The 13638-nt window shown below is 60.0% G+C and carries 11 protein-coding genes; 6 read left to right on the forward strand and 5 right to left on the reverse strand.

What is annotated here, in order from left to right:
• Positions 1-17 precede the first annotated feature (17 nt).
• Entirely contained in the window at positions 18-1301 is a 1284-nt protein-coding gene (locus tag M5J06_RS08655; protein WP_250224428.1) for a hypothetical protein, read from the forward strand.
• A gap of 414 nt (positions 1302-1715) precedes the next feature.
• Here M5J06_RS08655 and leuS read toward each other — a convergent pair whose 3' ends face one another.
• Entirely contained in the window at positions 1716-4565 is a 2850-nt protein-coding gene (gene leuS, locus M5J06_RS08660) for a leucine--tRNA ligase (protein ID WP_250224429.1), read from the reverse strand.
• Positions 4566-4793: 228 nt separating this feature from the next.
• Here leuS and M5J06_RS08665 point away from each other — a divergent pair, with 228 nt between their 5' ends.
• Positions 4794-5066 carry a type II toxin-antitoxin system Phd/YefM family antitoxin gene (locus M5J06_RS08665; protein WP_250224430.1) on the forward strand — a complete coding sequence of 91 codons (273 nt, stop codon included), beginning with the start codon at positions 4794-4796 and terminating at the stop codon, positions 5064-5066.
• Positions 5066-5449 (forward strand): type II toxin-antitoxin system VapC family toxin, encoded by a 384-nt coding sequence (locus M5J06_RS08670; protein ID WP_250224431.1) that lies wholly within the window; start codon positions 5066-5068, stop codon positions 5447-5449. The genes M5J06_RS08665 and M5J06_RS08670 overlap by 1 nt, the downstream gene beginning before the upstream one ends.
• A gap of 30 nt (positions 5450-5479) precedes the next feature.
• Here M5J06_RS08670 and M5J06_RS08675 read toward each other — a convergent pair whose 3' ends face one another.
• Positions 5480-5869: a zinc ribbon domain-containing protein YjdM gene (locus M5J06_RS08675; RefSeq protein ID WP_250224432.1), complete on the reverse strand. Its 390-nt coding sequence runs from the start codon at positions 5867-5869 to the stop codon at positions 5480-5482.
• Between the two features lie 114 nt (positions 5870-5983).
• On the opposite strand from M5J06_RS08675, the gene M5J06_RS08680 reads away from it, so the two are divergent.
• A complete protein-coding gene (locus tag M5J06_RS08680; protein WP_250224433.1) occupies positions 5984-6592 on the forward strand; it encodes a CueP family metal-binding protein in 609 nt (202 codons plus the stop codon).
• Positions 6593-7008: 416 nt separating this feature from the next.
• Here the strand turns inward: M5J06_RS08680 and M5J06_RS08685 are convergent, their stop codons facing one another.
• Both M5J06_RS08685 and M5J06_RS08690 read right to left on the reverse strand, forming a co-directional pair.
• Positions 7009-7722, reverse strand: a complete 714-nt coding sequence (locus M5J06_RS08685) for a Fic family protein (protein WP_250224434.1) — start codon at positions 7720-7722, stop codon at positions 7009-7011.
• A 24-nt stretch (positions 7723-7746) separates the two neighbouring features.
• Positions 7747-8463 (reverse strand): helix-turn-helix domain-containing protein, encoded by a 717-nt coding sequence (locus tag M5J06_RS08690; protein ID WP_250224435.1) that lies wholly within the window; start codon positions 8461-8463, stop codon positions 7747-7749.
• A gap of 115 nt (positions 8464-8578) precedes the next feature.
• On the opposite strand from M5J06_RS08690, the gene M5J06_RS08695 reads away from it, so the two are divergent.
• A complete protein-coding gene (locus M5J06_RS08695) occupies positions 8579-11110 on the forward strand; it encodes a hypothetical protein (RefSeq protein ID WP_250224436.1) in 2532 nt (843 codons plus the stop codon).
• A gap of 29 nt (positions 11111-11139) precedes the next feature.
• Positions 11140-11790 carry an MOSC domain-containing protein gene (locus M5J06_RS08700; protein ID WP_250224437.1) on the forward strand — a complete coding sequence of 217 codons (651 nt, stop codon included), beginning with the start codon at positions 11140-11142 and terminating at the stop codon, positions 11788-11790.
• On the opposite strand, the gene M5J06_RS08705 is transcribed toward M5J06_RS08700, so the two are convergent.
• Positions 11765-13324 (reverse strand): ATP-binding protein, encoded by a 1560-nt coding sequence (locus M5J06_RS08705; RefSeq protein WP_070533674.1) that lies wholly within the window; start codon positions 13322-13324, stop codon positions 11765-11767. The genes M5J06_RS08700 and M5J06_RS08705 overlap by 26 nt on opposite strands.
• Positions 13325-13638: the final 314 nt, after the last annotated feature.

The raw sequence follows: 13638 nt of genomic DNA on the forward strand, positions 1-13638 counted from the left end.
TAATACTGTCGGTCACTATGAACCTCGCTAGGAACGTCCGCATCGACGTGGAGAATCCCTTCTTCACCACGTCCCGCTTCGTCGCCGCCCCCGCGGAACTCACCGTGGGCGAGATGATGATCATCGTTCACGCCGCGTTGGGCCTCGAGCCCTCTCATCCGGGAATCCTCGTGGGTGAGGAAGGCACGCCAATCGACGTCCTCAGCATCATTGACCAGGACTTTTTCGAGAATTTCCGGGAGGTAGCGCACTACCACCCCTCGGACGGCGCCTGGAATATCAGCATCAGCGTGGCCGATAGTTCGCGCGTCGTCATGGGCCTTCCCGCGCTTATCGCTGGTGAGGGCCCCGATCTGATGAGTGACCTCGGAAGTGCCGAGGCGATGTTCAAGGTGGTCCTCGATGTCCAGGCCACCATGGCCTACATGGCCGTGCCCACGGATAGTATGGAGCGCATCTTCGCGCTCTTCCCCAACTACACACTGGACCAAATCCACCAACGCCTCACCACGTTCTTCCCGCCAGCAGTGGCACAGCGCCTGGCCACCATGGGCACGGAGGCCGCCAACCTCGAGGGCGGCACCAAGCCCGCGCTTCCTGGGGATCTCCCGCTCGATCCCTTCCGCTCCACACCCTTCGAGGACATCCCCGTGCCGTCCCCGGAGCTGCTGAAACAATGGCGCGCGGACATCCACGAAGCCTACCCGGAGCTGCGCCCCGACTATGAGCTGCCGGCGCTTGACGACGCCACCGCCCTCCACGTAGGCCAGCGTATACGCGAATACCTCGAGGTCATCGAGGAATATCCACGCCTGACCGGGGCCGGCTACCTCAAGCAGGCGGCCGTCGCGCGCCTCAAGGAGGGACTAAATAGCCCCAATGATTTTGATGAGGTCAAGCGCGAGGACTACCACCAGCCGCTGCTGAACTTGCGGGGTTTCTTGACGGACTTGGATTGGATCAAGACCACGACGACGGATATCAAGCTCACCAAGTATGGCCGCAAGGCCATGAGCGATCCGCTTTGGGCAACGCAGGTCGTCCTGAACAACATTCCTTATGCCTACGCCGAACCGGAGGGCATTCCTCAACTGTCCTTCGAACTAGTCCATTTATTCCGCGGCGAGTGGGAGTTCAACCCGGAATACGACTACACGCACGCCATCACCCGCGACCTGCTCTTCACGCTGGGCGTCCTTGAGGATGATTCCACGTTTCCCATGATCACCGATGGGTGCGAGGGCTTCCTCGGCGCGATCATCACCAAGGTGCGCGAGGAGCTGAACCAAGAGCTGGATTAGCTCCAAGCCGCGACCATGTAGACGACACTCATAACACTGCTCCCTGGTGTTGTTCGGCGGTGAGGTGGGATTGTTGCGCACTAAATCCGCCTAGGTCAGGAAGGCGTCCTGCAAAAGGCATCTGGTAAAAGGCATCTTTGGGTCTAAAAACGCCATCTGCACTGAGTAAATGGCGTTTTTGGTCGCGAAAATGCCATTTGACTGATGCCTTTTGTAAGACGCCTTTTGTCAGTTGCCTCCTGCATGTCAATGGAGGCACGCAGACGTTGCGCGCTGCGAGGGGAGTGACGAAGGTACACGCCTAGGCGCAAAACTGCCCTAACTGACAATTTTCCCCACGATCCTTCGCTGGAAGGGCGCTGGTTTCGTCAACTAGGGCAGTTGCGGCCGCCATCTAACGGAGCCACGTTGGTTTTACTTCACCACCAGGTTGACCATGCGGCCCGGGACGTAAATCTCCTTGACCACGTTCTTGCCGGCGGTCAGCTCGGCGATGCGCTCATCGCTCTTTGCCACGCCCACGACGGTGGCTTGGTCGGCATCGGCGGGCACCATGACGCGGGCCTTGACCTTGCCGTTGATCTGTACCGGAACCTCAATCTCATCGTCGACGAGGTACTTCTCATCGAACTCCGGGAAGGACTCGTAAGTAATGGTCTCCTCGTGACCGAAGCGCTTCCACAGCTCCTCCGCAATGTGCGGGGCAACAGGGGAGACCAGCTGCGCTACCGGCTCAACGGCCGCGCGCGGCGCTCCCTTCGGGTAGGTCTTGGTCAGGTAGTTGACGTACTCGATGAGCTTGGCCACGACGGTGTTGAGGCGCAGGTTCTCATAGTCGTCACGCACGCCGGCGATGGTGCGGTTGAGCTGCTTCAGGTCATCGTCGGAAAGCGCGGCGTCCGTCGTGGACAGCTCGCCGGAGTTCTCATCGATAGCCAAGCGCCACAGGCGCTGCAGGAAGCGCTGCGCGCCCACCACGTCCTTGGTCGCCCACGGGCGGGAGGTATCCAGCGGGCCCATGGACATCTCGTACACGCGCAGGGTATCGGCACCATAGTCGTTGCAGATGTCATCCGGGGCCACGGCATTCTTCAGGGACTTGCCCATCTTGCCGTACTCCTGGTTGACCTTCTCATCCCCGTAGTAGAACGCGCCATCGCGTTCTACTACCTCGGCGGCCGGGACGTAGACACCGCGGGAATCCGTGTACGCGTAGGCCTGGATGTAGCCCTGGTTGTACAGGCGGCGGTAGGGCTCCTTGGAGCTTACAAAGCCCAGGTCAAAGAGCACCTTGTGCCAGAAGCGCGAGTAGAGCAGGTGCAGCACAGCGTGCTCAACGCCACCGACGTAGAGGTCAACGCCGCCCGGATCGTTGGCGCCGTGCTCTTCTGTACGCGGGCCCGTCCAGTAGCGCTCATTCTCCAGATCGCAGAAGACTTCATCGTTCGTCGGATCGATGTAGCGCAGCTGGTACCAGGACGAACCTGCCCACTGCGGCATGACGTTGGTGTCGCGGTAGTACGTCTTGGGGCCATCCCCAAGACCCAGGTCCAGCTCCACCTCAACCCACTCGCGGGCCTTGGCCAGCGGCGGCTGCGGGGAGGAATCGGCATCATCCGGATCGAAGGCCACCGGCTTGTAATCTTCCACCTCAGGCAGCTCGATGGGCAACATCGACTCCGGCAGCGGGTAGGCCTGGCCGGCCTCGTCGTAGACGATGGGGAAGGGCTCGCCCCAGTAGCGCTGGCGGGCAAACAGCCAGTCACGCAGCTTGTACTGGATCTTCTCGCGGCCTACTCCTTGTTCCTCCAGCCACGGAATGATGGCGGCGATGGCCTCATCCTTGGACATACCGTTGATGTCCAGGGAATCGTTGGCGGAGTTTACGGCCTTGCCGGACTCCGTGTACGCCTCCTTGGTGATGTCGCCGCCAGCAACCACTTCAGTAATCGGCAGCCCAAAGACCGTGGCGAACTCATAGTCACGCGTATCGTGCGCCGGGACCGCCATGATGGCGCCGGTGCCGTAGCCGGTCAGGACGTAGTCTGCGATGAAGATCGGCACCTGCTTGCCGTTGACCGGGTTGGTGGCATAGGTACCCAGGAAGACACCGGTCTTTTCCTTGTTCTCCTGGCGCTCCAGGTCGGACTTCGCGGCGATGGACGCGCGGTAGGCCTCCACGGCCTCCTTCGGATCATCATGACCGAAGGTCCAGCGCTCATCCACATCATCGTCATAAGGGATGGGGGAGAGGAGGGCGTCGACAAGCTCGTGCTCCGGGGCCAGCACCACGTACTCCGCACCGAAGAGAGTATCCGGGCGGGTGGTGAAGACGTCGATGTTGTAGCCCTCAGCGTGGAAGGTGACCTCCGCGCCGCGGGAGCGGCCAATCCAGTTGCGCTGCATGGACTTGACCTTCTCCGGCCAATCCAGAAGCTCCAGGTCATCGAGCAGGCGGTCGGAGTAGGCGGTAATGCGCATCATCCACTGACGCAGGTTTTTGCGGAAGACCGGGAAGTTTCCGCGCTCGGACTTGCCCTCCGCGGTGACCTCCTCATTAGCCAGCACCGTGCCCAGGCCCGGGCACCAGTTCACGGTGGAGTTGGACAGGTACACTAGACGGAATTCGTCGAGCGCGTGGCGCTGCTCTTCCTTGCTGAGATCCGCGTAGTAGCGGCCGTCCTTGGTGGTGCGCTTGCCTACCTCAAGCTCCTTGATGAGCTCAGAGATCGGGCGCGCCTTCTGCTGCTCTTCATCAAACCAGGAGTTATAAATCTGCAGGAAGATCCACTGCGTCCACTTAAAGAAGGAAGGGTCGGTGGACTCCACGGAGCGGCGCGGATCGTGGCCTAAGCCCAGAATGCCCAGCTGGCGGCGCATGTTCTTGATATTCGCCTCCGTCGTGGTGCGCGGGTGCGTACCCGTCTGGATGGCGTACTGCTCCGCCGGCAGGCCAAAGGCGTCATAACCCAACGTGTGCAGGACGTTCTTGCCCAGCATGCGTTGATAACGCGCGTAGGTATCCGTAGCGATATAGCCCAGCGGGTGGCCCACGTGAAGGCCTGCTCCCGAAGGGTAGGGGAACATGTCCTGGATGTTCAGCTTCTCCGCGGGAAGCTCCTTACCCTCCTCCGCGAGCGGACCGACTGGGTTCGGCGCGTTGAACGTGCCGTTGTCCTTCCAGTACTGCTGCCAGGCCTTTTCAATCTGCGCGGCGAGCTCCGGCGTGTAGCGGTGGGTGGTGTTATCGCTCGGGTTAGTCATGCTTTGACAGTGTAGTCACCGCACGGACATCACCCCAGTTAGCCCCAGCTAGACCGCGTCCTTTTTCGCAGCACGGTCACGCTACTGGCGACGCCCCCTTGTTCTCCCTAGGCATCGCCACTAAAATCACCATTGTTCTACTGTTCTACATTTTGCTATCCAAGGTTCACCAGTCAATGAATGAGAAGGCACACTTCTAGCAGATAATCAGGAAAGGCGGTTGTTGCGATGACCAACATTTCTTTGCGCGAACTCAACCAGCGTTCTGGCCACATCGTTCGCGAAGTAGCCGCTACAGGTCAAAGCGTGGTCATCACTGACCGCAATCGGCCCATTGCTCGCGTTGTTCCCATTTCATCTCTAGATAGCCCCGTGGAGCAGTTAGTAGCTGCCGGAATCTTGAGCCACAACCCGAAGCCTTACTCACGGCCAAGCACCACAGACTATCTGCCTTCTGGGACAGACGTTGTATCGCTACTGGATAGGGAAGACCGCTTGTGATGATCTACGTCGATACTTCGGCACTAGCGAAGTTGGCCTTGCCCGAACGCGAAAGCTCTGAAGTCGCTGCACTCCTTGAAGACCAGCAGCTATTTTCCTCTGCGCTCATTGACATCGAGTTATCTAAAGTGTGGCAGCGCAGTGGCCTCACCGGCACGGGTTACCTGAAGATCACGGAAGGGGTCTCCAAAGTTGGCATCAGCGATGAGGTCATTCGCCGAGCGTGCTCGCTGACCGGCGTTCGTTCCCTGGATGCTATCCACCTTGCAAGCGCCTGCCTCCTCCGTGACGCCGGTCTCACCCTGACCTTTTTCACCTACGACAAACAGCTCCACGCCGCTGCTCAGTCTCAAGGTTTTACTGTTCTTCCCTCGCCACAGTGACAACCACCAATAACGGTCATAGAGGTTTCGCTAAACCTTCTTCACCACAGCAGGCTTGAGCTTCATCGCGCCAAAACCATCAATCCGGCAATCGATGTTGTGGTCTTCCTGGCCGGTGCCGACATCGACGTTGAGGCGGATACCACGCACCTTCGTGCCAGCCTTGAGTGGCTGCTGAACGCCCTTGACCTTAAGGGTTTTGGTGATGGTGACCGTGTCGCCGTCGGCAAGCGCATTGCCCACGGAGTCGACGATGGTGAGGGCGGCTGCCTCCGCGGCCGAATCGCTGTCAGCACCGGCAGCGTCGGCGGAGAACTCGTGCGCGCACTCCGGGCAGACGATAAGCGGCGGCATCTCGTAGGTGTACTCGGAGGAGCATTCGGGGCAGGGCGGCAAAATTGCGGCCGAAGTATCAGACATATGGAAAGTTTAGCCTGCGTAGCGCAAAAAGATGATCCTTCTCTCATTTCTTTGATTGATACCCCGGTGGGGTATAGGCTTGGGTCAACACAATCGGACCTATTCGGAAGACTTATGAAACGCCTCATTTCTCTTGCTGCCGCCTGCGCCGCAGCCATCACCCTGTCCGCCTGCTCCACGGAGAGCCCCGTACCGAGCGAAGCCTCGAAAAGCGCCGCTTCCAGCACTGACATCCAACAGGTGCCTGCCGAGGAGATCCTCGCCGAGTTCGATCTCGAAGGGTTGGATGGCCAGGAAATTGTGGACAAGCTGGACCGCCAGTCCAAGGACGAGCGCAATAGCGATCTCCTCGCATCCGTGCGCCCGAACGAGCTCATCCTCGCTACTGAACAGGGTCAGGCCTCCCTGCCGCTGCCGGAGGACAAGTTCTACGTCTCCATCGCGCCGTACATGACCCAGACCCATGACTGCTTCAACCACTCCCTGACCACCTGCACTGGTGAGCTCGGCAAGGAAGACATCCATGTCACCATCACGGATGATGAAGGAAACGAGCTGGTCAACGAGGACACGACGACGTTCGACAACGGCTTCATTGGCTACTGGCTGCCCGCCGACAAAAAGGGCACCATCACCATCGAACAGGACGGCAAGACCGGCGAGGTCCCACTGGACACCTCCGAGGAGGGCGCAACCTGCATAACCACCCTGCAGATGGCCTAATCCGCTCATTCATTCACCACGGTGAATCCCACCTCCTGGGGTTCACCGTTTGTCGTTTTATGGTGTCCACGCAGTGCTTGCCGACGTCAACGGTGTTCTGGGCAAGTCCCCATACGGCCACTCCCTGAAGAAATCTCCGAGCAGGCAATTGACCACAACAAGTCCGCTGGTGTCGTCAACTCTGTTCCTTTTAGCCACGCCACCCCGTCGGCGCCGGCTTCTTGGGCGCAGGCGTTGTGGCTGCCCTGCTCGGCGCCATCGCCGCATTCCTGCAGTCTGTCGGCGTGGTCAAGGCTGACTTCTCCGCTCTGCAGAAGATGTTCCGCTAAGCACTACAGCACTATGCACTAAAGGATGCGCTGAGCATTCAGCCCCCACGTAGGCCCTCCGCTTCGGAAGCGGAGGGCCGACTGCGCTTACTGGGAGGACTCCTCTAGGCAGTCGTACAGGAAATCCATCAGCGTCGTGGCGTCATCGGATCGGAACAGTTCATCGAGGGCAAGGTTGAATTCCAGCCTTCTCGCATTAGGGATATTAAGTGCTGCGTAGCCATTGCTCATCAAGAGGCCTGACGCCACAAGCCGTGCGGTTCGCTTGTTTCCATCGAAGTAAAACTGGCTACGCGTGGCAGAGCAGAAATAGGCCAACGCTTGCTCGACTGGGTTTTCAAGCCCTTGAAGGGAGACCAGCAAATCGGCATGAGCTTCACCCAATTCATCAGCAGGGTCGAAAGGGATGAACCCGCCATCCATGAGCCGCACTCCACCGCCATCTCCCTCCACATGGCCTTCACCACGGAAAAGACCAGCGTCCAGGGCCTCGTTCCTTGCTAGCACGGCATGGAGTGCGTTACTGGTGGCTTTATCCACCGCACATTCCTCTTTGAGGACCAGCTCGTGGAGCAGGTTGAAAGCTTCTGACAAGTCCAAGATCTGTTGCTGTTCAGCAAGTGCCTTTCCGCCCACAGTGATGCCATCTAGCAGGGTTCGAACTTCCGGGAGGGTGAAAGTGTTTCCTTCCAGCGCGGCGGCATTCCACACCAAGTCAGGAAGTTGCTTGGTGAGTCGAAATAACGCGCGCTCGGTCCCCAACTCCACAATGTGAGGTCGCTCGTGGTGCTCCCAGCTCACTCGGCTCGTCGCTCTTCTCATCACCTATGCCCCTCCCACATAGTTTTCTGCGCACACATCAATAGCAAGTTGATGCGGTGATACGTAGTGTATTCCTGATTCTTTTGTTGCGCCCGTGAGCTCTTCACCAGCCACTGGCACGAGGGTGATCCCTCCGGATACGGGCTCAGCACTGGCACGAATCCGCGTGGGCAACGAAGGCACGATCTCTGCTGGATTTGTGCACCAGATCAATGTTGATTGAGGTTCTCCTGCACCAGCGATCTGCCCCGCGACTCGTTGAGCTGCACATGCTCCCGACATCGCCCACGGTTGCCCGCTCGCATCAACCGCTGAGGCAAGCGTTATGGGATTCGCCGGTAAAAAATGGAGAGCACCCTGGCGGCCATAAGGATTGGACGCCCACGCGGCCCGTTCCATAAGAGCCCGGTAGCTACCGCCGCCGGCCGGAGCGTCGCCCCACTGCACGAAGCGGTCAATCCAGGCTTTAACGTCTGGTTCTTCGCTGCTGAGCTCCCCCAGGAGAACTCGGGCGGCTGTCGCGGCGGCGGCATCGCTCATGCGGTGCACCTGTACGGAAACCTCGTATCCGAGCACGCGCATTACCTTGTCCAACCCGGCCAAACTCGGTTGAGCTGCCCCACGCAACCACAGATTGAGCGTATTTCGTGACACTCCCGAGCGCCGCGAGATTTCACTAAGGCTCAGCGGGCTTTTCTTGAGGAGTTGTAGTGCGTCCATAGCCCCACTATAGCCATCTGTCCTATCTTTAGGACACCTGTCCTGCACATAGGACAACAAGGCCGTCTACCAGCAACATGGCAACCGCACCCCGCTGTGTCCTATGATGAGGCAAATGAGCGCGGAGATTTATTCACTTCCCACAACACCTGTGGTCACTACTGACATCGTCGAGCAGGGCCCCCGGATTTCACTGCGCCGGGGCAGCAACATCCTCATGCTGGAGCTGCCCGCTACCTACCCAGAGGCAGACCTGACGGATCCGCGGTGGGTGGTCAAGTCTCATTTCATCGACCGCCCGCACTCAGTGCGCGAATTCGCCACCGAAGAGCCGCTGGAAGTCGGCATCCCTGGGCCTTTTACCCGCATCGAAGTCACCCTGCGCGATGGCGACGAGGACCTCATCGAGACCGTCACCTTTACCGGCATCACCGATGAGGCGCCGTTTATCGTCTATGACCGCACCACGCTCATCGCGCCGCAGGGCACGCTGGAGGCCGCTGAGCCCCTCGGCATCTGGGCCGGCTGGGAAGCGGGCCCGCTGCCGGATCAGGTCAGGGTGCCGCAGAGGGAGCCGGTGGACGTCGCCAAGCACGGCGATTTCGAGTGGGACTTTGACGTCGCCATCCTGCCCAACGCCCGGGGCCTCGACAACGAGCCCGTGTTCACCAAATCGCCGCGCGTGCACCTCATTGCGGAAGGGGAGTGGCGCATCGATCTCACCTACGCGCCCCTCGGCGGCGAACAGGAGGAGATTTCGGAGCAGACCTTCGACGCAGGCATCGCCGAACCTTTCCCGGGTGACCTCTACGAAGACCCGTGGGTGGGCCGCTACAAGGTGTCGCTGTGGCACGACGAGCAGCTTGTCGACGTCCGCTTCATCTCCCTCGCCGAGGGCCTCCACATGCGCGCCACCAACGACGGCCCGCGCGGCATGGATTTCCGCATCATCGACGCCCTCGGTGCGCACTCAACCTTCAGCTACACGCTGGCCTCTCCGCCAAAGAAGCCCATCGCGCTGGAGAAGGGACTACGCACCCTCGAGGACACCGAGGTCTCTCGCCGCGAGGTCGTAGCCAGTGAGGCCGGCTATGAGCTGGAATTCGATGTTTGGCCCGAGGCCTTGTTTAGCCGCGTCAAGCGCATCGGCTTGGAACCCACTGAGCATTCCGATAAACCGGTTATTTTCGCCGGCCAGCTCGATCAGGATGACATGTTCACCGTCCACTCGCCGCGCCCACTGCCGCTGGCGAAGTTCGTCACCATCGACGGCCGGCAGAAAATCAAGGAACTGGCGCGCACCTCAAAGACGACGCAGGCGGTCACCAGCCTCGCCGTCCCCAACGCCGCGCTGGCCAACGCCGTGCGCAAGCAGCCAACGGCAGAGCTTTTCCTCATGTGGTCCACACTGTCCTATGAGGACTACCTGGATTCCCTTCCAGCGGAGGAGCGCGCGGCCCACCAGGCCCGCAGCTTGGAGCGGCGCATCGTCGAGTACGAGGCTTCCGCATCCACCAGCTTGATCTATGCGGCGCTGGCCACCGTCCGCAAGTCCCCCTTCGTCAGCCGCGGCCTTCTCGATGCCGATGCCAACATTGTCATCGAACAGAACGCTGAGCCACCGGCAGAAGTAGTGGGTTGGGCCTGGCCATTGGCTGAACCAACAGTTGCACCGACCCAGCTCACCGCAACCGAAGACGGCTTCGAACTGCCCGCCGACCTCGCTGAGCAGGGCTCATTGCTTGTCGACGTCCGCGAGCTCCGCGCCGACTCCAACCTCGCCGCCCCCGCTCGCCCCTCCAGCGCCTCCATCGTGATCACGCCGGAAGGCTCTCCCGCAGCTCTGGCCTCAAAGGACTGGACTCCGGAACAGCTGTGGGGCACCTTCCGCGCGCTTCACGTGCTCTCGCAGCGCAGCCCGAACCCGAAGCTGCAGGCGATGTTCGACAGCACGATTGATCGCCTTCGCGCCCAACCGGAGGACGCGCTCCACGCCCTAGCGCGCACTGGCGTTAGCGTGAACCAGCAGGCCCGCTCGCTCGCGCGCACGCGCTTGTTCCACTCGCCGCTGGAGCCCACCGCCGAGTCGAGCGCCGATAGCTACCTGGATCTCCTGCTCGATCCTTCCGCCAGCGAGAACGCGGAGCTGAACGCCGTGCGCGAATCCGGCGCCGATGGCCTGACCCGCCCGATGCTGCTGAATGCTGCGACCATTCACAGCCCCACACCGCCCGTCGATGACCTGATGGGGGAGGCTGGCCGCGTCGCCGCGCTGCGCGAGTGCTTTGCCAACAACGGCGCACTCGATGCGCTGGGCACCATCGAGCACCTGCGCAAGGACGCCACGGCACTGGCCTCGCTGGTACAAAACGCGGGCGTTGACATGTCCGTCAGCCACACCCTTATCGCGCTGGGCGCCTTTGCCAGCGGAAACACGGCTGATGAGCTCAATGCCGCTGCGTGGATGCCCTACATCTCTTATGCCTTCGCACTGGCGTCTCGCGCCGCGGCGAACGACATCATCATGGAAAGCCCCCTGCTCAAGGAGGACATGCCTATGCTTGCCGACGTCCTCCCCCTCGCCCCCCGCCTCTTCTTCTACGACCTCGTGACCGCCGAAGCTCTCTTCCGCGATCGCGACGTATAAGCGCGTGAGGTGTGCCACAATGAGTGAGCATGAAAGTTATCTCCACGAACGTCGCTGTCCGCCGCCCCGAGCCGCACGGGCGGCACGAGTACACGGGCATCGATAAGCAGCCGCGCCCCTTCCTGGACTTGGAGGTCCCCGGGCCCGCCTACGGTGACGGCTCCGGCGTGGTGGGGGATTCCATCGGTGACCACGCTCACCACGGCGGCGCCGAGAAAGCCGTCTACGCCTATGCCCGCGAGGAGCTTGACTACTGGGAGGGCACGCTCAACCGCGTTCTGCGTGACGGCTACTTTGGGGAGAACCTCACCACCGAGGGGATTTCCTGGCCGAATATACTCATCAACCAGCGCATTCAGGTGGGGGAGTGCGTGCTCGAAGTCTCTATCCCGCGCCAGCCTTGCGCCACCTTCTCCGGCTGGATGGACGAGCCCGGCTGGCTTAAGTCCTTTACTGAGCGCGGCGATTGCGGCTCCTACCTGCGCATCATCGAGCCGGGCCGCATCAATCCCGGCGATGAGATCACGCTCATCGGCCGCCCCGACCATGACATCACCATGGGCATGGCCTTCGCCGCCAAGATGGGGGACAAGGACCTAGCCCGGCGCGTCGTCGACGCCGGCTGCCTCGCCCCCGTTCACCACGATCAGCTGGTTAAGCGTCTGCAGCCCCGCGGTTAGCTAGCCATTCATAGGTTGTCGCTTGTGAACCGCGCGTGCCATCCATACGCACGAATCGTGCCTTCACCAGTGACTTCAGCGCATATCGGACCTGCGCTCGAGTAAGGTTTGTGGCTGTTTCTATTTCGCCGATAGACAGCGGTTGTGCCGCCGTACGCAGCGCCTCCGCTACGCGCGGGGCGTTAACACCCAGGCGTTCCAAGGTCACTGGTGCATCCACTCGTCGTTCCGGGCCGGTGCCTGATTCCTCCTTGCGTAGTGGCTCCCAGATACGGGCCTCTCCACGAGTGTCCGGCCGCCACATTTTCACCGTAAATTGCACGCCAGAATCTATCAGGTCAGGCTCCGGTAGTCCTTGCTCTCGCGCGGCATCCAGCATGAGCTGCACGCCGCCGCCTTCGCCCTCAATAACAAAAGAGCCATCGTCTGCTTTGAGATATCGGCACAGTCTATAGAGCCGCTGGTTAATCTCCTGGCGCGCCAGATCTCTCGACTTGAGCTGTTCAACCGTCAGATCCCGTAGGCCTCCTGGACTGGAGATAACCATCTTGTCCGGTAATAGGCGGACATCAATCGATTTACCCGCACCCAACGTATTTGGCCCAAGATCACGGTGCACCAATGCATTAGCCACGGCCTCTCGAATGGCCGGAAGGGGAAGTTCAGGAACTTCCACCATTGATCCGTCCTCTCGATATCGCCGTACGGCGGCTAAACGTTGCCTTACCCATCCCATTACCGAGTTCAACAGCACCGGAACGGGCCCCTCAAAGGTCTCCAACCCCAACACTCGCCCGTGCTTCGAACCATTTGGTAGCCTTTGCGCCACCGTTACTGCTAAGGAGGGAAAATGCCCTTGGGGATAGAAACCCAGCGCATACAGGCCAGCAAGCGTCAGCTCTCCAGTCGCGGTCGTCACCGCTAGCGCCCGTAAGACGTCCTCATCTTGAGTAAGTCCCGATAGTCGCCGATTCTTTTTCCGCGCCTGAACCAAGAAATCTTGCACCACGTCGCTATCTAGGTCTGCAAGGCTCGTGCCTTCCACAATCGTCGTGTCATAGGACACTGCCTCTTCGGCATGCAGCTTTGCCACGTCCATCATGCGCAGCTCCGAGGCACTCATACGGTAGTCCCCATCAGCCATTCGAAGATACGCTTCTCCCCTGTAGATAGCAGGCTTATCAATAATCGGAAGACCCGTAACCTCCGCAATCACGACATGCGTGCCATCTATTGCCACACTGTCGGTATGCACTGTGACTGGAGGGGTGATGGCATGACGCGCCTGCGAGGCCAGAGCAGCCTCCATCTCCGAAGGATTCTCAATGCCAGTGACAATGAATCCTTCCTTCTCATTGACACCGAGAATGATAAGGCCGCCACTCGGCATGTTTGCGAACGCACACAATGTCTGCGGTAGAGAGTCCGGAATGCCCCCTTGAGCGGTTTTGACCTCGACTGTTGTTGAATCACCGCCGCGCAACTCAAGCTCAGCCAATAGCTCTCTCAGCTGATTCTCGGACCAATTGTTCACGATGAATACCCGCCCTCAATGTTAACAATGACGGCTCAATGCTAACTTCATTCCTCTTCAATGACAAGAGTTCTCATTGATCTTCCCATTGAGGTGTCATTGACATTCTCATTGAGGCCAAATTATGGCCCTGAAACCCCGTATGTTTAAGCTTTATCTAGCGCATAAACCGCAATGAGTGGTTGGATAAGAGTTATCCAACCACTCATTTGCTGTCTGACGAATGGATAGCCTCTACAAGCCTCACTACGTTACCGAGAGCTGGATCCCCGAATCAGGCTCCGGCATTCCCCGGCGCGATAAGGCCGGAGGCC

Source organism: Corynebacterium intestinale, assembly GCF_023574125.1.
In the GTDB taxonomy this organism is placed as follows: domain Bacteria; phylum Actinomycetota; class Actinomycetes; order Mycobacteriales; family Mycobacteriaceae; genus Corynebacterium; species Corynebacterium hesseae.